This is a genomic window from Streptomyces sp. NPDC043738 (assembly GCF_056436545.1).
Genome location: NZ_JBWKCJ010000015.1, coordinates 1 through 22,825 on the forward strand (window position 1 = coordinate 1; position 22,825 = coordinate 22,825).

The window sequence follows — 22,825 nt, forward strand, 5'->3', positions numbered from 1 at the left end:
CCCCCCCCCCCCCCCCCCCCCCCCCCCCCCCCCCCCCCCCCCCCCCCCCCCCCCCCCCCCCCCCCCCCCCCCCCCCCCCCCCCCCCCCCCCCACCTCTCGGCGGGGCGGCCGACGGAACACCGGCGCTCAGGCCGGTGATGGCGGGATGTCGGCCGCCTGGAGGAGGACGCTAAGCCTGGGCGTCACGGGGGTGAGTCCGGTTGGCTGGCATTGTTCGCTTTCGACCGCGGCCGGTGCGCGGGTGACCGCACCGCCGCCGCCTGCACACCGGGACCGGTCTGCCGTGACCGAAGCGGCGATTGCGGACGCCCTGCCTGAAGGGGCGTGCTATACGGCGGCTACGATCCAGCACTATGGACGTAGTAATCAATGTCTTCGTCGGCCTGCACATCATCGGCATCGCCTCCCTGCTGGGCGGCTTCCTGACCCAGATGAAGGCGATGGGCGCGGGTACCGCCCGCTTCGTGCCGGCCATGCTGCACGGCGCGCTGACGATGCTGGTCACCGGCATCGTGCTGGTCGGCCTCAACCAGGCCCAGGACCACTCCGTCAACAACATCAAGATCGCCGTCAAGATGGCCGTACTGGTGGTGATCCTGGCGCTGGTCTACGTCAAGCGGGACGAGGAGAAGGTCCCCGCGCCGCTGTTCGGCGCGGTGGGCGGGCTCACGATCGCCAACATCTTCATCGCGGTGCTCTGGACCTGACGGCGGCACCCGCTACTACGGCACACCGCGCGGTCACCGTGCTCCGGAATCCGGAGCCGATGGCCGCGCGGTGGCGTGTGGGGGGTTGCCGTGGGGGGTGGCCTTGCCGGCGCCCTGGGGCGCCTCGGGGGGGAGTGGTCCGCGGGGAGGCGGGGCCTGCCTCAGGCCGGGCGGACGCTCCCGTAGATCGGCATGTAGTAGATCGACTCCTCCCGGACGCTGGCGCCGGGCTTGGGAGCGTGGATCATCTTGCCGCCGCCGATGTACATGCCGACGTGGCTGATGTCGTCGTAGAAGAACACCAGGTCACCGGGCTGCAGATCCTTGGTCGCCACCCGCTGGCCGACCTTGACCTGGTCCCAGGTCGTCCGCGGCAGATCGACCCCGGCCGCCTTCCACGCCGCCTGCGTCAGCCCCGAGCAGTCATAGGAGTTGGGCCCGGTGGCGCCCCAGACGTACGGCTTGCCCATCTGGGCGCGGGCGAAGGCCAGGGCCTTCTCCGCCTTGGTGGCGTACGAGTCCCCGGTGGAGCCGCCGTCGCTGGTGCCGCCACCGGTCTGCCCGCCGGTCTCGCCGCCGGTCTGTCCGCCTGTCGAGCCGCCGTCCTGCTGCCGCTGGCGCTCCTGCTGCCGGCGCGCCTCCTCCTCGGCCTTGCGCCGGGCCGCCTCCTCCTTCTGGCGCTCCAGCTCCGCGAGCCGCGCCTTCTCCTGGGCGGTGAGCCGGGACAGCAGCTGCCGGGCCTCGGCCAGCTTCTCCTGGACGGACTGCTTGGACTCCTTCAGCGCGGCCTGCGACTTCTGCAGCTTCTCCAGGCTGCGGGTGGCCTCGGCCCGCTGCCGCGCCGCGGCCGCCGCCTGCTCCTGGTAGTCGGTGACCGCCTGCTTCTGGCGGCTGGTCAGCCGCTCCATGAGGTGGCTGCGGTCGACGAACTGCTGCGGGTCCTTGGCGAGCATCAGCTGCGCCGTCGGGTTCATGCCGCCGGTGCGGTACTGCGCCGAGGCGAAGGTGCCCAGTTCGCGCCGGGACTCGTTCATCCGCTGCGCGCGCTTGGCGGCGGCGTCGAGCAGACCGTCGACGGTGGCGCTCTGGTGGTCGGCGCGCTCCTTGGCGGCGTTGTACTTCTGGGTGGCCACCTCGGCCTGGTGGTAGAGGCCGTCGACCTTCTGCTTGACCTCTTCGATGGAGGGCCTGGGCGCCCTGGGGGCGGCGTCGGCGGACTGCGAGAGCAGGGTGACCGAGGCGAGCGCGGCGGTGGTGAGCCCGGCCGCCGTACGCCGGCTCCCGGGCGATATGAGAACGCTGGTGCGCGGCTTGCGATGGGACGCCAAGGCCGGCAACTCCTTCCGTGGACCGCCTACCGGGTTAGCTGTCGGGTTCGGGCGGTGTCGCTGACGGAAGGCTTGCCCTACGGTCCGTGCGGTCGCCGACGGCGGCTGCTGGATCGATTCACCCCGGTGGTGCTGGTGGGTCCCCGGCTCCGGGTGCCTGGTGGCAGGGCCGGACTCGGCGCGGGCGGCCCGTGCGGAAGCTGTCGACCGCGGGGAGGCGGGCTGCCCGAGCGAGGACGTTAGCCAATTCGTGTGGCTCCTGTGAAGGCTGATGTTCGATATGCCCGAAACCTTTTCGTGACCTGAACGCGCTGCGGGGGGTGTTGCGTCAGATGTCGGGTTCGGGTAGGCGTCCGGCACCCGTCGGTTCCGCCTCCGGCCGCCTGACCTGCCCCGGCGCGGACAATCGCGTACTCCCCGGCGCGCTGTCAGTGCGGCGGCCTAGACTCGGTGGGCGATGAGCAGCCTCTTTGACGACAGCTTTCTGGCGGACCTCGGCCCCAAGGGCGAGGAGGAGCACCCCCCGCCCCCCGAGGACGAGCACGAGCCGGTCCCGGAGGAGGTCCCCGCCGACCTCTTCGGCGGGCGGTTCGACGCGCCCGTGCACACCGAGGCGTACTACCGCGACGGTGCCGCCCGCCCGCCCGTCGACCCGGCCGCGCTGCTGGAGGGGCTCAACGACGAGCAGAAGGCCGCCGTGGTGCACGCCGGAGGCCCGCTGCTGATCGTCGCGGGCGCCGGCTCCGGCAAGACCAGGGTGCTCACCCACCGCATCGCGCATCTGCTCGCCGAGCGCCATGTCCACCCCGGCCAGATCCTCGCGATCACGTTCACCAACAAGGCCGCGGGCGAGATGAAGGAGCGCGTGGAGCAGCTGGTCGGCCCGCGGGCCAACGCCATGTGGGTCTCCACCTTCCACAGCGCCTGCGTGCGCATCCTGCGCCGCGAGTCCAAGAAGCTCGGCTTCACCTCCTCCTTCTCGATCTACGACGCGGCCGACTCCAAGCGCCTGATGGCGCTGGTCTGCCGCGATCTGGACCTGGACCCCAAGCGCTTCCCGCCCAAGTCCTTCAGCGCGAAGATCTCCAACCTCAAGAACGAGCTCATCGACGAGGAGACCTTCGCCCAGACGGCGGCCGACGGGTTCGAGAAGTCGCTGGCCGAGGCGTACGCGATGTATCAGGCGCGGCTGCGCGAGGCCAACGCCCTGGACTTCGACGACATCATCATGACGACGGTCCATCTGCTGCAGGCCTTCCCGGACGTCGCCGAGCACTACCGCCGCCGCTTCCGCCATGTGCTCGTCGACGAGTACCAGGACACCAACCACGCCCAGTACACCCTGGTGCGCGAGCTGGTCGGCAGGGGAACGGCCGACATCCCCGCGGCCGAACTGTGCGTCGTCGGTGACGCCGACCAGTCGATCTACGCCTTCCGCGGCGCCACGATCCGCAACATCCTCCAGTTCGAGGAGGACTACCCGGACGCCACGACGATCCTGCTGGAGCAGAACTACCGCTCCAGCCAGACGATCCTGTCCGCCGCCAACGCCGTCATCGAGCGCAACGAGAACCGCCGCCCCAAGAACCTCTGGACGGACGCCGGCGCCGGCCCCAAGATCACCGGCTATGTCGCCGACACCGAGCACGACGAGGCGCAGTTCGTCTCCGACGAGATCGACCGCCTGACCGACGCCGGCGACGCCAAGGCCGGCGACGTCGCCGTCTTCTACCGCACCAACGCCCAGTCCCGGGTCTTCGAAGAGATCTTCATCCGGGTCGGTCTGCCCTACAAGGTCGTCGGCGGGGTGCGCTTCTACGAGCGCAAGGAGGTCCGCGACGTCCTGGCGTACCTGCGGGTGCTCGCCAACCCCGAGGACACCGTCCCGCTGCGCCGCATCCTCAACGTCCCCAAGCGCGGCATCGGCGAGCGCGCCGAAGCGATGATCGACGCCCTGTCGTCACGCGAGAAGATCACCTTCCCGCAGGCGCTGCGCCGGGTCGACGAGGCGTACGGCATGGCGGCCCGCTCCGCCAACGCCGTCAAGCGCTTCAACGTCCTGATGGAGGAGCTGCGCACGATCGTGGAGTCCGGCGCCGGGCCCGCCACGATCCTGGAAGCCGTCCTGGAGCGCACGGGCTATCTCGCCGAGCTCCAGGCCTCCACCGACCCGCAGGACGAGACCCGGATCGAGAACCTCCAGGAACTCGCCGCCGTGGCCCTGGAGTTCGAGCAGGACCGCGGCGAGGGCAACCCGGGCACGCTCTCCGACTTCCTGGAGCAGGTCGCGCTGGTCGCCGACTCCGACCAGATCCCGGACGAGGAAGAGGAGGGCAGCGGCGTGATCACCCTCATGACGCTGCACACCGCGAAGGGCCTGGAATTCCCGGTCGTCTTCCTGACCGGCATGGAGGACGGCGTCTTCCCGCACATGCGGGCGCTGGGCCAGACCAAGGAACTGGAGGAGGAGCGCCGGCTGGCCTATGTCGGCATCACCCGCGCCCGCGAGCGGCTCTACGTCACCCGCTCGACGATGCGCAGCGCCTGGGGCCAGCCGTCGTACAACCCGCCCTCCCGGTTCCTGGAGGAGATCCCGGACGACTACGTGCAATGGCGCCGGACCGGTCCGGCGACGCCTTCGGCGTCCATGGGCGGCCTGACGTCGAGGAGCGGCGGATCCGGCGGCTTCGGCGGGGGCGTCGGCGCCACGCTCTCGTCGGCCCGCGCCAAGGGCCCGAGCGGCTTCGCGACCCGGCGCACAAAGGACCGCGAGGTGGTCTCGCTGGCCGTCGGCGACCGCGTCACCCACGACAGCTTCGGGCTCGGCACGGTCGTCGGCGTCAAGGGCAGCGGCGACAACGCCGAGGCGACCATCGACTTCGGCGGCGAGAAGCCCAAGCGGCTGCTGCTGCGGTACGCGCCCGTCGAGAAGCTGTAGGCGGGCGGGACGGGGGCCGGCGCAGGACGGGGGAGCGGCGCCGGCCCGACGCTGCGGGAAGGGCACGCCTGACGTTGCAGGAACGGTACGGCAGCGGTCAGTTCGGGTCGAGCCCGTGGCTGCGCAGCCACGGCAGCGGGTCGATCGCCGAGCCCCCGCCGGGCCGCACCTCGAAGTGCAGATGCGGTCCCGTCGAGTTACCGGAGTTGCCCGAGTAGGCGATCTGGTCACCGGCCTTGATCGACCCGGAGCGGATCTTGGTGCTGCTCAGATGGCAGTACCAGGTCTCCGTGCCGTCGGGCGAGGTCACGATCGCCATGTTCCCGTAGGCGGAGTTCCACTGGGTGCGGACGGTGCCGTCGGTGGCGGACAGGACCGGGGTGCCGTAGTCGACCGGGAAGTCGATGCCGGTGTGCACGGACATCCAGTTCACACCGGCCTGGCCGAAGAGCGCGCTCAGCCCGTGCTGGTTGACCGGCAGCACGAACTTGGGCCGCATCGCCTCCTTGCGGGCCGCCTCCTCCGCCTTGCGCTTGCGCTCCAGCGCCTGGCGCTCCTTGAGGTCGATCCGCTCCTGGGTGCGGCTGGCACGGTCGCGGAAGTCGTCGGCGCCGGCGCTGAGCCCGGCGAGCTGGGTGTCGAGCTTCTTGTTGGCCGCGGAGGGCTTCACGGCCCCCGGGTCGACCGCGGCCTGGGTGGTCGTCTCGTCCTTGTCGTCCCCGCCGATACCGGCGACGGACGCGGCCGCCACACCGCACACTCCCATGGCGGCGACGGACGGAACGGCGACGGTCAGCAGCGCCGACCGCTTGGCCGGACGCCGCCGGCCCCGGCCGCGGACGGCCTTCCCGGCCGGGGGACCGGTGACCCGGCGGCCGGCGGGGGCGGGGTCAGCGGGGGTCACCGGCATCGCCTGCGTCATGGCGTCCGCCACGGCGGCGGCCTCGTCCAGGCGGGCGCTGCCGTCGTCGTCGATGCCGCCGTCGACGCCGGAGCCGGCGTCGTGCGGTTCGGCCGCTTCCCAAGTGGCGGTTTCCCACTGGTCGGTGTCGCCCGGCGGCGGGCCGGCCTGTGCGGGGATTCCGGCGATCAGTTCCTGGTCGGCCGCCGGCCAGATCGCCGTGGCCTCATAGCTCTGGGTCTCGAAGCCCGAGGTGTCGAAGGTCGCGGCCTCGAAGGCGGCGGTCTCCTCGACGGCGGTGGCCTGCCGGCCGATGGTGTCGTAGCCACCGGCCGTCTCGTATGCGCCTGTTGTCTCGTACGTCCCGGTCGACATCCCGGTCGGATAACTGCCGGTGTCGTACGCGCCGGTGGCCTGGCTGCCGGTGTCGTATCCGCCGTGTCCGTACGAGGTGGCCTCGTAGGCGGCCGCCTCGTAGGCGCCGGACTCGTGCGCCGCGGAGGCGTAGGCGGCCGCCCCCGGTGCCAGGGTGTCGTACGCGGTGTGCGCATACGGGTCGTAGCCCGCGCCGCCGGTCTCGTAGGCGCCGGTGTCCCACTGTGTCGAGGGGAAGCTGCCGGTGTCGTAGATGCCGGTGGCGTAGCCGCCGCCCGTGGCCGTGGGGTAGGCCCCCGTGTCGTACGCGCCGGTGTCGTAGCTGCCCGTGCCGTACGCGCCGGCGCCGTACGCGGCGGTGTCGTGGGTGCCGGTGTCGTAGGAACCGCTGCCGTGCGTCCCGGCGTCGTAGGTGACGGTGCCATAGGCGCCGGTCGCATAGGAGCCGGTGTCGTACGTCCCGGTGTCGTAGGAGCCGGGGAGCGAGCCGAAGAGGGGGTCGCCGTCGCCGTAACCGGCGCTGCCGGTCCCGGAGTGCTGCTGCCCGTAGGCGTCGTAGGCGGGATAGTGCGCATACGAGGCGTCGGAAGCGGAGCCGGTCGGAAGAGGGCCTTCCGATGGGTGACGGTCGTTCACCAACTTCTCTTTCGCCTCGGCAGCAGGAGAATTAGCGGCGACTGTACCCGGCGGTACGCGACGGCGACAATCTTCCACGGGAACCGGGCTCGGCAAGACCGGGCATTTGGCCGCCTTTCGGCAGCCCGCATGCGACTTCTTGGCGCCCCGTTCGACGGGTGTTCGACTCCGAGTCATGTCGGAGGAGGCGGTCAGGCCACCGAAACGGCGTCCGCACCCGCCTCCCCGGCCGCCTCCGTGGAGCTCAGCGCCTCACGTACTCCGGCGGCGACGGCGCCGTTGACCGGTAGCGCGAGATGCCCGACACCAAGGACCCGCACGTTCTGCGCGATCAGATCCGGGTGATCGATTCTGGCTGTCGCGGCCGGCACCATCACCTGGTCCTCCTCGCTCCAGAAAGCCACCCACCGCGTCCGGCAGTGCGGAGCCGGGAGCGACAACTCCGCTATCACCTCGGAATCGGGGCGCATCTGCCGGACGAGCGGGTGCGCCGACATCAGGGGCGCGACGCGGGTGCCGGAGTGCGGTGTGCCGAGCGTGACGAGCATGCGGACGCGGGCGTCGCCGCCGAGCCGCTGTACGTAGTACCGGGCGATGAGCCCGCCGAGGCTGTGGCCCACCAGGTCCACCCGGCTGTGGCCGGTCCGTACGCACGCCTCCTCCACATGGCGGCCCAGCAGCTCGGCGGCCCGGCGCAGATCGCAGGTCAGCGGGGAGTAGTTGAGCGCCTCGACATGGCGCCAGCCGTGCCGCCTGAGCGAGCGGCGCAGCAGCACGAAGACCGAGCGGTTGTCGATGAAGCCGTGCAGCAGCAGGACGGGCGGACGGGCCCGGCCCTCCGTCGGCAGCAGCATGGGGGCATCGGCGGCGGCGGTGGGGCGGGGCAGCGGGCGCTCACGGGGGATGCCGGTCGGATAGAGGAGGAGATGGCCGGCGAGGACCGCCAGCTCCACGACCGTGCTGCGGGCCGGCAGGCGCGCGGAGCGCACCGGGAGCAGACGCGCGCACCGCAGGGGTGCGCGCACGGCGCGCGCGATCAGAAGGGGTGTACCGAGCAAGGGCAGGACCTGCATGGCCGACCTCCCGAACGGCATGCGGGAGGCGCCTTCGTCCCCCGTATGCCCTCGCGGGAAGCCGTGAGCTGCGAAGGCGAGCATGCGGCGTACTCGCCCTGATGCGCGCCCCGTGGCGCGGTGGCCCTGCTGCGGCTCCCCGGGCGCCCGGCCCGCGCACACCGCACCACGTGGCCGTGGTGTGACGACACGCGGAACGCGGCGCGTAGCGAACGTGTCCCACGTGTGATTTCCCCCTCCCCGGATGTCACGAAACAGCTGGGTAAGCGATGCTGGAGATAACGTTCGTTCACGCTCGTGGCCGCCGGATCGCGGTCGCGCGATCGATTGTCGGCTCGGCGGCACCACAGTGCCGTGCATGGCTTGGAGGCAGTGATGAGTGTGGCTCGGCAGGACGGGGCGCAAGCGGGGAGCCAGGGCGCGGCGGGCAGGTCGGGGCCGATCCGCGTGGTGGTGGCCAAGCCGGGCCTGGACGGGCACGACCGGGGGGCCAAGGTCATCGCGCGGGCGCTGCGCGACGCCGGTATGGAGGTGATCTACACCGGGCTGCACCAGACCCCGGAGCAGATCGTCGACACCGCCATCCAGGAGGACGCCGACGCGATCGGGCTGTCCATCCTCTCCGGCGCGCACAACACCCTCTTCGCGAAGGTCATCGAACTCCTCCAGGAGCGCGACGCGGCCGACATCAAGGTCTTCGGCGGCGGCATCATCCCCGAGGCGGACATCCCCCCGCTCAAGGCGCAGGGCGTCGCGGAGATCTTCACCCCGGGCGCGACGACCGCCTCCATCGTGGAGTGGGTCAACGCCAACGTGCGCTCGCTGGCGGTCTGAGCCGCGGCGCGGCGCAGCAAGAAGGCGGCGGCCGGCGGCCGGGGGGCGGACGATCACCGCGCGCCCCGGCCCTCGTCGCCCGGGGACGGCGCCGGGGCCAGCTCGGCACGCATCGTGGCGCGCAGCCGCAGCGTGCCGACCAGCCGCACGAACGCCTCGGACCAGTAGCCGCCGGAGCCCGGCGAGGCGCCCTCCGGCTCGTCCGTGACCGCGGTGAGCATGTCGAGCCGGTCCGCCGCGGCCGGGTCCAGGCAGCGCTCGGCAAGGCCCATCACCCCGCTGAAGCTCCAGGGGTAGCTCCCCGCGTCCCGGGCGATGTCCAGGGCGTCGACGACGGCCCGGCCCAGCGGCTCGGCCCAGGGGACCGCGCACACGCCGAGCATCCGGAAGGCGTCCGACAGGCCGTGCGCGGCGATGAACTCCGCCACCCACCGGGCCCGTTCCTCCTCCGGCAGCACCGTCAGCAGCTTGGTCAGATCCCGCGACGAGCCGGCCGGGGCGACCTCGGCGGCCTGGGCCGGCGCGGCCGGCGCGCCCAGCAGCGCCCGCGCCCACTCGGCGTCGCGCTGGCGCACGGCGGCGCGGCACCAGGCGTCGTGCAGCTCGGTCCGCCAGTCGTCGGCCACCGGGAGCGCGACGATCGCCACCGGGTCGCGGCCATCGAACCGCGCCCGCCAGCCCTCCAGCGGTGTCGCCTCCACCAACTGGCCCAGCCACCAGGCCCGTTCGCCCCGACCGGAGGGCGGTGCGGGCGCGACGCCGTCCCGCAGCATGCCCGCATCGCACTCGTGCGGCGCCTCGACGGCGATCACCGCCGTGCCGGCCGTGCGGTCCAGTCCGACGCAGGTGCGGGAGCGCCGCGCCATACGGGCCGCGAGCGCGGAACCGGGCAGCGCGGAGAGCAGCTCGGCGGCCGTGGCGCGCACATTGCGGCTGCGGTCGGACAGCGCCTCTTCCAGGAAGGGCTCGTCGGGCGCCGACAGGCCCTCGCGCAGCGAGTCGAGGAACATCAACCGGTCCTCCGCCCGCTCCGTCGCCCACGTCCTGCGCAGCAGGTCCAGGCCCTCCCGCGGGTCGCGGCGGCGCAGCGCCGTCAGCAGGGCGACCCGCTCGGCGAACAGGCCCTCCTCCCAGCGCCGCCGCACGCTCTCGGCGTCGTCGTCCCCCGGCAGCGCGGCCGGGCCCCCGCTCCCGCGAAGCGCGAACCGCCAGGCGTCGTTGAGCCGCGCCAGCCACAGGGCGCGCGGTCCCGCCAGGGCGAGCGCGGCGGGCCGCAGGTCCGTACGGGCCCGGGCGGCGTCGAGCAGCGCGGGCAGCAGCGCGTCGGGGGCGCGGTAGCCATGGCCGCCGGCGGCGGCCAGCCACTGGGGCAGCAGCTCGGTGAGATCGGGGGCCGTGCCGCGGCGGCTGCCGGCTGCTCCGCCGCCGCGGTCCGCGAGCAGCAGTGACAGCCTGCGGCGCGCGGCGGGCGGCAGCGGGGGCCGTGGATCGGCCGGGGCCGGAACGGGCCGCTCACCGGCCGGTGCGGGGCGCAGCGCGGCGCGCCGGCGCACCGTGCTCACCGCGGCCGCGTCCAGCAGCGCGGCCGCGGCGGTCTGCCCGGCCCGCACCGCGACCGGCGGCCGGCGCCGCTCGGTCCCGAGCAGCGCCGCACCGACCAGATCGGGCCAGGGAGCCGGGGCGGTCGCGGTGGGCGCGGGGGCCGGGGGCCGGGCGGCCGCGGCGGGCGGGCCGGCGCCGGCGGTGTCCGGGCTGGTGGCCGTGTCCGGGCTGGTGGTGGTGTCAGGGCTGGTGGTGGTCGTCATGCCCTTCCTCCAGGCATCGGTGGTGGATGGGGGGTACGGACGGGCTGGTGCCACAACGGGCGCGGCCGGCGCGGCCGCGGGCCGGCGTCACAGGGCCACCGGGGTCGGGTCCCAGGCCGTCAGCGGCAGAAAGCCGCGGTGGCCGCACTCGCCGAAGACCGTGAGCGGCGCACCGCCCGATATGGCGGTCAGCTGCCACAGGCCCGTACGGCCGAGGAAGCGCGGGTCCAGCGGGAGCGCCGACTCCCCGTCCGCGTCGGCCAGTTGCCAGCCCTCGCCGTCACGGCCCGGAACCGGCGTGACATCGGCGAGCACCACCGGCCAGGAATCCAGCCACGGGTCGTCGCGCAGCGCGTCGCCGTACGCGGCCAGGGCGGCGTCGACGCCGCAGCCCGGCGGCACCGGCCCCGGCGCCGTCGGGGCGTGCCGCTCGCCCAGGGCGGCGCGAAGCGGGCGGGCGCCCGGGTAGTAGGACAGGTCCGCATCGAGCACCAGGCCGGGCGGCAGGGTCACCTCCAGGGGCCGGCCCGCACCGCCGAAGGACAGATGCAGCGCCATCCGGCCGGTCCGCTCGCCCCGCAGATAGATGCGGCGGGTGGTCAACGCGCCGTCCTCACCGTCCTGCTGGGCGAGCACCAGCCAGCGGTCCCGCACCGTCGCCGCCTCCGGGCCGGTCAGCACCTCCGCCGCCTCCGTGGTCAGCCCGACGCGCGAACGGACCGTCGCCGCGAGCGGCGCGGGCAGCCGCTCGATGCCGAGGAAGCCCTGACCGAGAAGGTGCACCAGCGCGCACTCCTCCAGCAGCCGGGCCGGCCAGCCGGGGCCGGACCCGGTCAGCGACCCCAACTCACGCACCCGCGCGGCGAGTCCGGGCGCCTGGGCGTCGACCATGCGCGCGGCGGTCTCGTCCCAGGACCCTCCCCCCGAGCCCGAGGTGCCCCCGCCGGCGGAGGCCAGACCGGACCGCAGGAGATCCTCCAGCCGCTGCTCCAACTCCGTGGCGCCCGCGGCGATCCGACGCATCCGGCGCTCCGCCCGCCGCCCGGCGGCCTCCGCGTCGGCGGGCGCGCGCGACGCCGAGCCACCGCCCGACGGCGCACCCTCCGCCCGCCCGGCGCGCTCGCGGCGGCCGGCCAGCCACTCCTGTGCCCACTGCGGCGGCTCCCCGGACGCCACCGCCCCCTCCTCGCCCGCCCAGAGCAGCAGCAGCCCCAGCGCGTGCTTGCACGGAAACTTCCGGCTCGGGCAACTGCACCTGAAGGCAGGTCCCTTGATGTCCACGACCGCTTGGTAGGGCTGCTTTCCGCTGCCCTCGCACAGCCCCCACACCGCACCCCCGTCCGCGCCCGTCTCCGACCACGTCCCGGCCGCCGCGAGCCTGCCGGCGGCCCTGCCCGATGCCTCGTCAGGCGCCAGCGCGAGCACCTGATCCGTCGTCCAGCGTTCCCCCTGCGGATTCATGTCTCCGACGCTACGACGCACCACTGACAATCGCCGCAGAGCGCGCTGAGAAGATGATGAACGTGCAGGTCAGAGGCTACTTTTGGCGTCGTTGTCAGTGGCGTGGTGCAGGGTGGTTCACGCAAGCGGCCGGCGGGGTTTCGCGGTGTCGGCCGCAGTCCTTGCGACGAGGGGGAGCCATGTCCGAGACCACCATCGACACACCTGACGACCCGACCGCCCCCGCGCCGGCAGCCGACGGCGCGCAAGCGCTCCGGCCGCACGCGGAGGACACCTTCGCCGAGGAGCTGACGGCCCTCGCGGCCGCCGACGACCGGCCGCGGCCGGCGCGCTGGCGACTCTCGCCCTGGGCGGTGGCGACGTACCTGCTCGGCGGCACACTCGCCGGCGGCACGGTCATCACACCCAAATACGTCGGCCCGCGCCGGATCGTCGAGGTCGCCGTGACGACCCTGGCGACCGACCGCGCACTGCTGCTGCTCGGCGTGCCCGGCACCGCCAAGACCTGGGTCTCCGAGCACCTGGCCGCGGCGATCAGCGGCGACTCCACCCTGCTGGTGCAGGGCACCGCCGGCACTCCCGAAGAGGCGATCCGCTACGGCTGGAACTACGCCCGGCTGCTCGCCGACGGCCCCAGCCGCCGGGCGCTGGTGCCCAGCCCGGTGATGCGCGCGATGGCGCAGGGCATGACCGCCCGGGTCGAGGAGCTGACCCGTATCCCCGCCGATGTCCAGGACACGCTCATCACGATCCTGTCGGAAAAGACCCTGCCCATCCCGGAGTTGGGCCAGGAGGTGCAGGCCGTCCGCGGGTTCAACCTGATCGCCACGGCCAACGACCGCGACCGCGGCGTCAACGAACTCTCCAGCGCGCTGCGCCGCCGCTTCAACACCGTCGTGCTGCCGCTGCCCGCCACACCGGACGAGGAGGTGGACATCGTCTCGCGCCGGGTCGGACAGATCGGGCGCTCGCTGGAGCTGCCCGCCGAACCCGAAGGCATGGACGAGATCCGCCGGGTCGTCACGGTCTTCCGCGAACTGCGCGACGGCCTCACCGCCGACGGCCGCACCAAACTCAAGTCGCCGTCCGGCACGCTCTCCACGGCCGAGGCCATCTCGGTGGTGACGAACGGCCTCGCCCTGGCCACGCACTTCGGGGACGGCGTACTGCGCCCCGGGGACGTGGCCGCGGGCATCCTGGGCGCCGTGGTCCGCGATCCGGCCGCCGACCGCGTCGTATGGCAGGAGTATCTGGAGACCGTGGTGCGCGAGCGCGACGGCTGGAAGGACTTCTACCGCGCCTGCCGTGAGGTGGGCGCATGAGCGAGCGCGGCGGACGGACGGGCGGCGGAGGCGGGCCGGCGCTGCTCGGCGTGCGGCACCACGGCCCCGGATCCGCGCGGGCGGTGCGGACCGCCCTGGAGCAGTGCACACCCGCCGCCGTCCTGATCGAGGGCCCGCCGGAGGCGGACGCGCTGGTGGCGCTCGCCGCGCACGAGGACATGCGGCCGCCGGTGGCGCTGCTGGCCCATGCGCTGGACGACCCCGGCCGCGCGGCGTTCTGGCCGCTGGCCGAGTTCTCCCCCGAGTGGGTGGCGATGCGCTGGGCGCTGGAGCGCGGCGTCCCCGTCCGCTTCATCGACCTGCCGGCGGCGCACTCCCTGGCCGGCGACGAAGAGGACGGCGCTGCCCGGGCCGATGCCGACGAGGCGGACGGCGCCGCCGACGTACGGGCCGATCCGATCCGGGTGCTGGCCGAGGCCGCCGGATACGACGACCCCGAGCGCTGGTGGGAGGACGTCGTCGAGCACCGCCGGGACGGCGCGGGGCCCGGCGCGGACGCGCTCGCCCCGTTCGCGGCGGTGGCCGAGGCGATGGGGGCGCTGCGCGAGACGTACGACGACGGCGGACACCCCCGCGCTCCCGGCTCCGCCGCGGAGGAACCCCCGAGCACGGACGGACCCCCTCCCTCGGCGGGCAGCTCCACCGACCTGGTGCGCGAGGCCCATATGCGGCTGCGTCTGCGGGCCGCGCGCCGGGAGTTCGGCGACGACCTCGCCGTGGTGTGCGGGGCCTGGCACGTCCCGGCGCTGGCGCGGCGCACCACCATGGCCGCCGACCGCCGGCTGCTCAAGGGCCTGCCGAAGGTGAGGACGGCGGTGACCTGGGTGCCGTGGACACACCGTCGGCTCTCCCGCCGCAGCGGCTACGGCGCCGGCATCGCCTCCCCCGGCTGGTACGGCCATCTCTTCAGCGCCCCCGACCGCCCCGTCGAACGCTGGCTGACCAGGGTCGCCGGGCTGCTGCGCGAGGAGGACTACGCCGTCTCGTCGGCGCATGTCATCGAAGCGGTCCGGCTGGCCGAAGCGCTGGCCACGGTCCGCGGCCGCCCACTGGCCGGACTGACCGAGCTGGACGACGCCGTCCGGGCCGTCATGGGCGACGGCACCGACGCACCGTCCCTGCTGATCCACGAGCGGCTGGTGGTCGGCGAGGTGCTGGGCGAGGTCCCCGAGGACGCCCCCGCGGTCCCGCTGCAGCGGGACATCGCCCGCAGCCAGCGGGCGCTGCGCCTCAAACCGGAGGCCCTGGAGCGGGAGTTGGAGCTGGACCTGCGCAAGGAGACCGACGCCGGACGCAGCCGCCTGCTGCACCGGCTGCGGCTGCTCGGCATCCCCTGGGGCGAGCCCGCCCGCTCCCGCGGCAGTACCGGCACCTTCCGCGAGACCTGGCGGCTGCGCTGGGCACCGGAGCTGGCGGTGCGGGTCGCGGAGGCCGGTATGTGGGGCACGACCGTGCATGCCGCGGCCACCGCCAAGGCCGCGTCCGAGGCGTCCGGGGCGGCCACCCTCGCCGACGTGACCGCGCTCGCCGAGCGCTGTCTGCTCGCCCAGCTCCCCGACGCCCTGCCGGTGGTGATGCGCGCGCTGGCGGACCGCGCGGCGCTCGACGCGGACGTCGGCCATCTCGCGCAGGCGCTGCCCGCGCTCGTACGGTCCGTGCGCTACGGCGATGTGCGCGGAACGGACGCCGCGGCGCTCCGCGAGGTGGCGACGGGCCTGGCCGAGCGGGTCTTCGTCGGACTGCCACCGGCCTGCCTCGGCCTGGACGCGGACGGCGCCGCCGAGATGCGCGGTCATCTCGACGCCACGCACCACGCCGTCGCCCTCCTCGCCCCGCCCCCGACGCAGCCCGGTGGCCTGCGGGCACGCTGGGCCCAGGTGCTGCGCGCGGTCGGCGAACGGGACGCCGTGGCGGGGGTGATCCGCGGCCGGGCCACCCGGCTCCTGCTGGACGACGGCGAGTTGGGCGACGGGGGAGCCGAGCGGCTGATGGGGCTCGCCCTGTCACCGGGCACCGCGCCCGCCGACGCCGCCGGCTGGATCGAGGGGTTCGCCGGCGGCGGCGCCGGCGGGGACGGCGGCATGCTGCTGGTCCATGACGAACGGCTGCTCGCGCTGGTCGACGGCTGGCTGACGGGAGTGCCGGACGCCGCGTTCCCGGACGTACTGCCGCTGCTGCGCCGGACCTTCGCCGAGTACGACACCGGTGTGCGGCGCACACTCGGCGAACTGATCCGCCGCGGCCCCACGACCGGCGCGGGCGGGCCCGCCGGCGACGCCATGGCCGCGCCCGGCTTCGGCCCCGGCCTGGACCGCGACCGCGCCGCGGCGGTACTCCCCACGCTGCGCCTGCTGCTGGGGATCGAACAGCGCGGCTTCGACGACGACCGGGCGGACGAACGGGCCGACGACCGGGCGGACGGGAGACCGGATGACCGGGCGGACGGGAGACCGGGTGGCCGGCCGGTTGGGCAACCGGAGGGCCGGTCGGATGGGAGACCGGATGACCGGCCGGTTGGACAACCGGAAGGCCAGTCGGACAGCGGATCGGACAGGGGGCCGGACGGACGACCGGACAGGCGACCGGATCGGACCGGATCGCCCGAAAACCTTACGGGGGTGACGAGTTGAGCGAGATCGCAACGGGCCGTGAGCCCACCACCGAGCGCCTGCGCCGCTGGCGGCTGGTCCTGGGCGACGGCGGCGCGGACGGCACGGGATACGAGCCGCGGGGGCGCGACGCCGCCATGGACGGGGCGCTGGCCTCGCTCTACGGCCGGCAGCCGGGCGACGGGGGCAAGGGCGCCGACGGCGGTCGGCGCTCGGCCGGGCTGGGGACCTCGGCACCCAGCGTCGCGCGCTGGCTCGGCGACATCCGGACGTACTTCCCGTCCTCGGTGGTGCAGGTGATGCAGCGTGACGCCATCGACCGGCTGGGGCTGTCCGCGCTCCTGCTGGAGCCGGAGATGCTGCAGGCCGTCGAGGCCGACGTGCATCTGGTGGGCACCCTGCTCTCGCTCAACAAGGTCATGCCCGAGACGACGAAGCAGACCGCACGGGCCGTCGTCCGCAAGGTCGTCGAACAGCTGGAGAAGAGACTCGCGACCCGCACCCGCGCCACCCTGACCGGCGCGCTGGACCGCTCCGCGCGGATCAGCCGGCCCCGCCACCGGGACATCGACTGGGACCGCACGATCCGGGCGAACCTCAAGAACTACCTCCCGGAGCACCGCACGGTCGTCCCCGAGCGGCTGATCGGCCACGGCCGCGCCGCCCGGTCGGTGAAGAAGGACGTGGTGCTCTGCATCGACCAGTCCGGTTCGATGGCCGCCTCGGTCGTCTACGCCTCGGTCTTCGGCGCGGTGCTGGCCTCCATGCGGGCCCTCGACACCCGGCTGGTCGTCTTCGACACCGCGGTGGTGGATCTGACGGACCAGCTGGACGACCCGGTCGATGTGCTCTTCGGCACCCAGCTCGGCGGCGGTACGGACATCAACCGCGCCCTCGCCTACTGCCAGTCCCGGATCACCCGCCCCGCCGAGACCGTCGTCGTCCTCGTCAGCGACCTGTACGAGGGCGGTATCCGCAACGAGATGCTGGGGCGCGTCGCGGCGATGAAGGCGTCGGGTGTGCAGTTCGTGACCCTGCTCGCACTGTCCGATGAAGGCGCCCCCGCCTACGACCGGGACCATGCCGCGGCTCTCGCAGCCCTGGGCGCACCGGCGTTCGCCTGTACGCCGGACCTGTTTCCGGACGTGATGGCGGCCGCGCTGGAGAAACGGCCGCTGCCTATACCGGACATGGCGGAGCAACGGTGACCGATGCACCGGGAGGACTTGCGTGGCACCTGGCTCCTCGTGCAAGGATCAGGTCATCGCTCGATCGCCCGCGACGCGCGTGACATCGAGGCCGTGTGCCCGGATGTCCCCGTCCGTATGGGAAGGTCCCCTCCTTGTCTGCTGTGTTCGCCCTGCCTGCCGCCGTGCGCCTGCCGCGCACGGTAGCCGCGCGGCGCGCACTGCTGGCCGGGCTCTTCCTGGTGGGCTTCGTCGCCCTCGGCTTCGCCTTCGGTCCCGGCGCCCATGCCGACGACCGCACGAGCGCACCGGCCCTGACCGGGGAGGCTTCCCCGGCCCCGGCCGAGGCGTCCCTCCCGGACCGGGCCGCCACCCGGACCGGGTCGGCCGACCGGCTGTCCGGCTCCAAGACCGCACTCGAGCGGCAGGGCCAGGCAAGCCGGGAGGAGATCGCCGACGGTACGCACGACGCGTCCGCCGCGGTGGCCGAGGCCGTAGAGCCCGCCGCCGAGCAGACCGCGCCGGTCACCGGCCGGATCACCGAGCCGGTGAGCCGGATCGTGCGGGAGGTCGGGGACTCGGCCGGAGCCGCGCTGCCCGTAGACCTCCCGGCCGGTGAGCACGCGAACCGTCCCGGCGACGGCGCGGACCGGCAGCACGGCCGTACGCCGCAGGGCGTGCACCCGTCCGGTCAGCCGCGGTGCTCCGCGCCGGCCGACGGCGCCGCCTCGGCCCGGCTCGCGCACCTCTCCGACGGCCCGCACAAGCCGGCCGCCGAACAGCCCGTGACCGCCGTTCACGAGCAGCGGGACCCGGGCCACCAGGGCCTTCCGGGCCAGCTTCCGCAGGGCCAGGCATCGCCGGCCTCGCACACCGCCGGTGACGGCCACGGCCCCCGTGGTGGGGACCAGCACGCCGCCACCCCGGCGGACTTCATGAGCCTCCGGCTGCTGCCGGGTGGCGTTCGCACGGCCGATGGCGCTCCGACGCGCATGCGGGCCGAAGAAATCCTCGAATTCCCGGGCTAGGGCAGACCGCTCCGCGTCTGTAACTGGACCTGCCGCGCGGGGGCGGGACAGGTCTGCCCTTAAACCCCTCCTGAATTCGAAGGACTTCATCTCCATGCGCTCGAACATCCGCCGTTCCATCGTCGTCGCCGCTGCCGCCACCGGCCTGTGGGCCCTGGGCTCCGTCGCCGCCAACGCCGCCGAGCTGCCCGCCGTCCCGGACCTGCCCGCCACCGGCACGGTGACCGACACCGCGAACAAGACCGTCACGGACGCCACCGGCACCGCCCAGAAGACGGCCGGCGACGTGGCCGGCAAGGCGACCGGCACCCTCGGCGGCGGCCTGCCGACCCAGGACCTGCCCACCGGCAAGCTCGGTGACGTCACCGGCGCCGTGGACGGTGTGCAGAAGCTGGCCGGCGGCGCGGACCTGCCGAAGACCGGCGCCGTGCAGAAGGCCGCCGACCTCAAGCAGGCCAAGAAGGCCGCCAAGTCCGCCCAGAAGGCCGCCAAGAAGGCCGCGAAGAAGGCCGACCTCGGCCAGCTCGGCCGCCTCACGGACGGCAAGCTGCCCTCCGTTCCGTCGCTGCCCGCGACCCCGGGCGTCCCCTCCGCCGGCCTGCCCGAGGTGCCGCAGACCCCCGAGCTGCCCAAGACCCCCGAGCTGCCCAAGGCTCCCGGCTCCGCCGACAACCTGCTGGCCGCGCTCGCCGGTGCGGGTGTCCGTCCCGAGCAGCTGACGAAGCAGGCCCAGGGCGCGCTGGCCACCGTCCGCCCGGTCGTCGACAGCACGGCCGCCGACGTGCTGCCGCCCGTCGCCCAGCGGATCGTCGTCAAGGTCGTGCCGGTCGCCCAGGGTGCGGTCGGCGGTGCCGGTCGGCTCGCCGGTGACGCGGGCGCCCAGGCGACCCCGTTCGTGACCGTCGTCGGCGGCCAGGCGCAGCTGTTCGTGCAGGGCACCGCCGCCGACGCGGTGCCGTTCGCGAAGGGTGCGGCCACCGACGCGGTCGCCTTCGCGCAGGGCAAGGCCACCGGCGCGGTGCCGTTCGCGCAGGGCAAGGCCACCGGCGCCGTCGCGTTCGCCCAGGGCGCGGCGACCGACGCCACCCCGTTCGCGCAGGGCCTGGCCGCCGTGGTCGTGACCGACGCGCAGGGCACCGCCACCGAGGCCGCCGCCGGCGTGCAGGGCCTGACCCCGGTCAAGTCCCTGCCCGCCGACGTGTCCGACGTCGCCGCCGTGCCGGCCGTGCCCGCCGTGCCGGCTGCGCCCGCCGTTCCGGCCGTGCCCGCCGACCTGTCCGACGTGGCCGCCGTGCCGGCCGTGCCCGCCGACCTCGCCGACCTGACCAACGCCGCCAACGTCCCGGCGCTGCCGGTCCTCCCGGTCCAGGCCGTCTGACCCGTCGGCCGACCAGGCCGACACCACCGGCTCGTCGGCTGCGGCGGCGGCCGACGCCGGATCACCCATGAACAGCCGGGCGGACCTCTGTGGGGGAGGACCGCCCGGCCTTGGTGTTTGTATGCGCGAGAGCGCGCCGACTTGGCCGGCCGGGGGTGGGGCGGGTGCCCTAGGGGGCGGTCGAACGCATCCTGTAGGGGAAGCGAGGGCCCCCTGTGAGGCCACAACGTGGTGGTGCAGGGCGGCATTCCCGTGTTCACCCGGTGCACGAGCACGAGCCGCGGGCCACGACCCACGAGCCGCAACCCCCAAGCCACGACCCACGCAGCGCGACTCGCGAAGCACAGGCCACCATCCGCGGGCCGCAACCCCCAAGCCGGCGCATCCGCCGATTGGCCGGCCGGCTCTATGAGTTGGGTACTCGTAGTCGTTCCCAGCTGACTCGGCCGGGGAGGCCGTCGGCGTCCTTGCCGCGGAAGCCGAGCTTGCGTTGCCAGGAGGCGTACGACTTGCGGTGTGCCTCGCTCCACTCGGGGCCCGGGCGGCCCCTGTAGTGGCCGCAGCCCTCGGCCGCCAGCCGCTCGCCCATCGCCGCGATCACGGGGCTCGGCGCCCCCGGCCGGAAGAAGTCGCGGCCGGGGAACGGCTCGTACGGCGGATGCCGGGGCCTGGGCGGGACCCCCGGCTGTCCTGTCCCGTCACCACGGCCGTCACCAGGGCCGTCACCAGGGCCGCCACCGGCACTGCCACCGCGGCCGCCACCGGAGCCGCCACTGGAGCTGTCACCGGAGCCGTCGCCCGAACCGCCGCCGGAACCGCCCCCCACGCCGCCGCCGCCCGGCCCCGCGCCGCCCGGGGCGTCGTTGCCCGTATCGGGTTCGCCCTCCGGTGCCTTCGCCAGCCGCCGCTTGATCCGTTCCCGCATCCGGTCCATCACGATGCCGCGCGGATCGACCTTCCCCGGCTGCCACTCCTTGTGCCCGATCACCGAGCGCTCGCTCCAGCCGTGGGCCCGGCAGATCGCCGCCGCCACCTTCTCGATCGCGAGCTGCTGCTCCTTCGGCCACGGGTCCCGGCCGTCACCGAGGTTGATGCACTCAAAGCCGTAGAAGTGCCGATTGCCGTCGGCGTCCGCGGCGTCGTCCTTCGGCAGCGGGTGCTCCTCGGCGATCACCGCCTCCAGCACGTCGCGGTCGCCGAGTCCGGCGTGGTTGGCGCGGCCGTTGCCGACGAGATGGATCTCGCCCCGCTTGTCGATCACGCCGTGGCAGAGCGGTCCCGGAAGGTCGGGGTGCCCGTCGTAGCACAGGTCCACCGAGGCATCGAGGCCCTCGGTGACGGTGTGGTGGACCATCACCCCGTGCATCGGGCCCCATCTGCCCTTCGCGTTGCGGTGGTGCCGGCGCCAGTCGCGGACCTCGTGGACGACCAGGCCCTCGGCGCGCAGCGCCGCCAGCAGCTTCCCCGCGGTCAGCGGTGTGGCCATCAGCCGGCTCCGCCCTCGTCGACCGCGGCTTCGGCCGCGGCGGTGGTCTGCGACCTGCTGGGCGCCGGCTGCGCCGGGTCGCCCGCCGTGCCGGACGCGTCGTACCCGGCCCCGGACGTCTCGTCCGCCGGGTGGCCCGCCTGCTCCTGCGCCCGCGCCTCGTCCTCCGCGGCCAGCGCGTCGTCGTCCGCGGCCGGGATGTCCGCCGCCAGTGGACGGAAGGCCCGCCGCAGATCGGGTTCGGCCTGCTCGCCCGCCACCCACGCCAGCGGCGCGAAGTGCACCTCGATGCCGGACGGGGGCTCGAGCAGCGGACGGCGCGCCGCGTCCGTGGGCCACTCCACCTGGCCGGTGGCAGTACGGGCCGGGATCAGCCAGTAGTCGCCGGTGCGGTAGGTGCCGCGGGGCGCGAAGTACACCTCCACACCGTCCTCCAGCGGCAGCCACTCGCCCTCCTCGACCGGCAGCGCACCGTGCCGGAGCCGCTCGCCCCGCGCACCGCGCCCGACGCTCTTGCGGCCGCCCTCGTGGTGGTCCCAGCGGCGCAGGAACGGATGCAGCTCCGGCCGGCGCCCGACGCCGGCCGCCGGCTCGTCGGACAGCCGCACCCGGCGGCCCGGCAGGTCCAGCTCCTCCACCCGCAGCAGCGGCGCCGCCTCACCGCGGCTGCTGTAGGCGGTGTCCACGAACTCGACCCGGTCGCCGACGTTCAGATCCAGCCTGTCGTCGCCGCCCAGCGTCGCCAGCGCCACCCAGGTGCCGTCGAGTTCGTCGACCGGGAAGGTGACGGACCCGTTCTCCCTGGACCACTTGAAGGTGGCGTCCTTCGCGCCGCCGCCGTCGTGCACCTCGACCCGGTAGAGCTGGTTCTCCGGGCCCCGGTAGCGGGCGTCCGGGGCGACCAGACAGGGCTCGTCGTCGGCGTGGTCCGGGCGCTCGCTGCGCGCCGCGAGACCGGAGCCGGGAGCGGTCCGCTTCCGCGCCCAGTCGGCGAAGGCCTTGCGGATGTCCTTGATCGGCGGGGTGTGGTCCTCGATGCCCAGCTCCGCCGCGGGCAGCGGCAGCACCTGCCACACCACCTTCGTACGGGCCGCGGTGTCCGGCAGCGCCGAGCCCAGCGCCACCTCGCGCAGCGCCGGGTCCTCGGCGGCGGTGACCACCCGCTCCCACACCTTCAGATACGCCAGGTACGGGAAGGCGCTGGGCAGCCGGTCGGCCGGCCGCTCCGGGTCCCGGAAGCCGTCGGGCTGGTCCCAGTACGTCCAGGTGGTGGGCGGCGCGGCCGGTCCGCCGGCGCCGTCCGACTCGTCCTTGCCGTCGTCGTCGGCCGCGCCGTGCGCGGGCACCGGCACGCCGGGCCGCGGCCGGGTGGCCTCGCACAGGATGCCGTCGACGTAGTAGCGGCCGCCGCCGATGACCAGGTCGTCCAGGTCGCGGCCGCCGCCCCGCAGGGCGATCTTGAAGCCGGTGGCGCCGCTCGGGCCGCCGTGCTCGCCGATCAGGTCGGCGGCGAGCGTACGGGCCTGGAACAGCTGGATCGCGGTCTGCTCGTTGGCGTCCGCGTCCAGCTGTACGCGGCCCTGCTGGGCGACGACCGCGGAGTAGTGACGCTCCGGCCGGTGGGTCAGGCGCGAGAGATCAGCGTGCATGGAAGGGGTCCCCCTCGTACGGGATGCTCAAAAGGTCGGCGGTCGTCTCACGGCAAGGGCGCCGGGTGCGCCCGCGGTTCACGTCA

At 74.2% G+C, this 22,825-nt stretch carries 15 protein-coding genes and 1 riboswitch; of the genes, 8 read left to right on the forward strand and 7 right to left on the reverse strand.

Annotation, left to right across the window (positions count from 1 at the left end):
- Positions 1-354 precede the first annotated feature (354 nt).
- Positions 355-708: a hypothetical protein gene (locus tag AC0680_RS20280; protein ID WP_478630537.1), complete on the forward strand. Its 354-nt coding sequence runs from the start codon at positions 355-357 to the stop codon at positions 706-708.
- A 161-nt stretch (positions 709-869) separates the two neighbouring features.
- Here the strand turns inward: AC0680_RS20280 and AC0680_RS20285 are convergent, their stop codons facing one another.
- Positions 870-2,036, reverse strand: coding sequence for a C40 family peptidase (locus tag AC0680_RS20285; protein ID WP_478630540.1), 1,167 nt, complete (start codon positions 2,034-2,036; stop codon positions 870-872).
- 7 nt (positions 2,037-2,043) lie between these two features.
- A riboswitch (cyclic di-AMP (ydaO/yuaA leader) is annotated at positions 2,044-2,212 on the reverse strand.
- Positions 2,213-2,493: 281 nt separating this feature from the next.
- On the opposite strand from AC0680_RS20285, the gene pcrA reads away from it, so the two are divergent.
- Positions 2,494-4,974: a DNA helicase PcrA gene (gene pcrA, locus AC0680_RS20290; protein ID WP_478630542.1), complete on the forward strand. Its 2,481-nt coding sequence runs from the start codon at positions 2,494-2,496 to the stop codon at positions 4,972-4,974.
- A 97-nt stretch (positions 4,975-5,071) separates the two neighbouring features.
- On the opposite strand, the gene AC0680_RS20295 is transcribed toward pcrA, so the two are convergent.
- Positions 5,072-6,886: a M23 family metallopeptidase gene (locus AC0680_RS20295; RefSeq protein ID WP_478630544.1), complete on the reverse strand. Its 1,815-nt coding sequence runs from the start codon at positions 6,884-6,886 to the stop codon at positions 5,072-5,074.
- A 191-nt stretch (positions 6,887-7,077) separates the two neighbouring features.
- A complete protein-coding gene (locus AC0680_RS20300; protein ID WP_478630547.1) occupies positions 7,078-7,959 on the reverse strand; it encodes an esterase/lipase family protein in 882 nt (293 codons plus the stop codon).
- 375 nt (positions 7,960-8,334) lie between these two features.
- Between AC0680_RS20300 and AC0680_RS20305 the strand changes: the two genes are divergently transcribed.
- Positions 8,335-8,793, forward strand: coding sequence for a cobalamin B12-binding domain-containing protein (locus AC0680_RS20305; RefSeq protein WP_384487115.1), 459 nt, complete (start codon positions 8,335-8,337; stop codon positions 8,791-8,793).
- Positions 8,794-8,846: 53 nt separating this feature from the next.
- On the opposite strand, the gene AC0680_RS20310 is transcribed toward AC0680_RS20305, so the two are convergent.
- Positions 8,847-10,598: a DUF5691 domain-containing protein gene (locus tag AC0680_RS20310; protein WP_478630550.1), complete on the reverse strand. Its 1,752-nt coding sequence runs from the start codon at positions 10,596-10,598 to the stop codon at positions 8,847-8,849.
- An 87-nt stretch (positions 10,599-10,685) separates the two neighbouring features.
- A complete protein-coding gene (locus AC0680_RS20315; protein ID WP_478630553.1) occupies positions 10,686-12,059 on the reverse strand; it encodes an SWIM zinc finger family protein in 1,374 nt (457 codons plus the stop codon).
- Positions 12,060-12,238: 179 nt separating this feature from the next.
- Between AC0680_RS20315 and AC0680_RS20320 the strand changes: the two genes are divergently transcribed.
- From AC0680_RS20320 to AC0680_RS20340, 5 genes are all read left to right on the forward strand, one after another.
- Complete coding sequence (locus AC0680_RS20320) at positions 12,239-13,381, forward strand: ATP-binding protein (protein ID WP_478630555.1); 1,143 nt, start codon at positions 12,239-12,241, stop codon at positions 13,379-13,381.
- Positions 13,378-16,032 (forward strand): DUF5682 family protein, encoded by a 2,655-nt coding sequence (locus tag AC0680_RS20325; protein WP_478630558.1) that lies wholly within the window; start codon positions 13,378-13,380, stop codon positions 16,030-16,032. The genes AC0680_RS20320 and AC0680_RS20325 overlap by 4 nt, the downstream gene beginning before the upstream one ends.
- Positions 16,029-17,219 (forward strand): VWA domain-containing protein, encoded by a 1,191-nt coding sequence (locus AC0680_RS20330; RefSeq protein ID WP_478630560.1) that lies wholly within the window; start codon positions 16,029-16,031, stop codon positions 17,217-17,219. Before AC0680_RS20325 ends, AC0680_RS20330 begins: the two co-directional genes overlap by 4 nt.
- A gap of 134 nt (positions 17,220-17,353) precedes the next feature.
- Positions 17,354-18,226 carry a hypothetical protein gene (locus AC0680_RS20335; RefSeq protein ID WP_478630563.1) on the forward strand — a complete coding sequence of 291 codons (873 nt, stop codon included), beginning with the start codon at positions 17,354-17,356 and terminating at the stop codon, positions 18,224-18,226.
- Between the two features lie 94 nt (positions 18,227-18,320).
- Complete coding sequence (locus tag AC0680_RS20340; protein WP_478630565.1) at positions 18,321-19,604, forward strand: hypothetical protein; 1,284 nt, start codon at positions 18,321-18,323, stop codon at positions 19,602-19,604.
- A 406-nt stretch (positions 19,605-20,010) separates the two neighbouring features.
- Here AC0680_RS20340 and AC0680_RS20345 read toward each other — a convergent pair whose 3' ends face one another.
- Both AC0680_RS20345 and AC0680_RS20350 read right to left on the reverse strand, forming a co-directional pair.
- Entirely contained in the window at positions 20,011-21,090 is a 1,080-nt protein-coding gene (locus AC0680_RS20345; RefSeq protein ID WP_478630568.1) for a peptidoglycan-binding protein, read from the reverse strand.
- The gene (locus AC0680_RS20350) at positions 21,090-22,739 is read right to left on the reverse strand and encodes a DUF6519 domain-containing protein (protein ID WP_478630570.1); all 1,650 of its coding nucleotides are present in this window, start codon (positions 22,737-22,739) and stop codon (positions 21,090-21,092) included. Before AC0680_RS20350 ends, AC0680_RS20345 begins: the two co-directional genes overlap by 1 nt.
- Between the last annotated feature and the right edge of the window lie 86 nt (positions 22,740-22,825).

What these genes read in the sequence shown, in the direction of transcription:
- AC0680_RS20280 (WP_478630537.1), top strand. Translation starts at nt 355, where the DNA reads ATGGACGTAGTAATCAATGTCTTCGTCGGCCTGCACATCATCGGCATC.
- pcrA (WP_478630542.1), top strand. Translation starts at nt 2,494, where the DNA reads ATGAGCAGCCTCTTTGACGACAGCTTTCTGGCGGACCTCGGCCCCAAG.
- AC0680_RS20300 (WP_478630547.1), bottom strand. Translation starts at nt 7,959, where the DNA reads ATGCAGGTCCTGCCCTTGCTCGGTACACCCCTTCTGATCGCGCGCGCC.
- AC0680_RS20305 (WP_384487115.1), top strand. Translation starts at nt 8,335, where the DNA reads ATGAGTGTGGCTCGGCAGGACGGGGCGCAAGCGGGGAGCCAGGGCGCG.
- AC0680_RS20310 (WP_478630550.1), bottom strand. Translation starts at nt 10,598, where the DNA reads ATGACGACCACCACCAGCCCTGACACCACCACCAGCCCGGACACGGCC.
- AC0680_RS20315 (WP_478630553.1), bottom strand. Translation starts at nt 12,059, where the DNA reads ATGAATCCGCAGGGGGAACGCTGGACGACGGATCAGGTGCTCGCGCTG.
- AC0680_RS20320 (WP_478630555.1), top strand. Translation starts at nt 12,239, where the DNA reads ATGTCCGAGACCACCATCGACACACCTGACGACCCGACCGCCCCCGCG.
- AC0680_RS20325 (WP_478630558.1), top strand. Translation starts at nt 13,378, where the DNA reads ATGAGCGAGCGCGGCGGACGGACGGGCGGCGGAGGCGGGCCGGCGCTG.
- AC0680_RS20340 (WP_478630565.1), top strand. Translation starts at nt 18,321, where the DNA reads ATGCGCTCGAACATCCGCCGTTCCATCGTCGTCGCCGCTGCCGCCACC.
- AC0680_RS20345 (WP_478630568.1), bottom strand. Translation starts at nt 21,090, where the DNA reads ATGGCCACACCGCTGACCGCGGGGAAGCTGCTGGCGGCGCTGCGCGCC.
- AC0680_RS20350 (WP_478630570.1), bottom strand. Translation starts at nt 22,739, where the DNA reads ATGCACGCTGATCTCTCGCGCCTGACCCACCGGCCGGAGCGTCACTAC.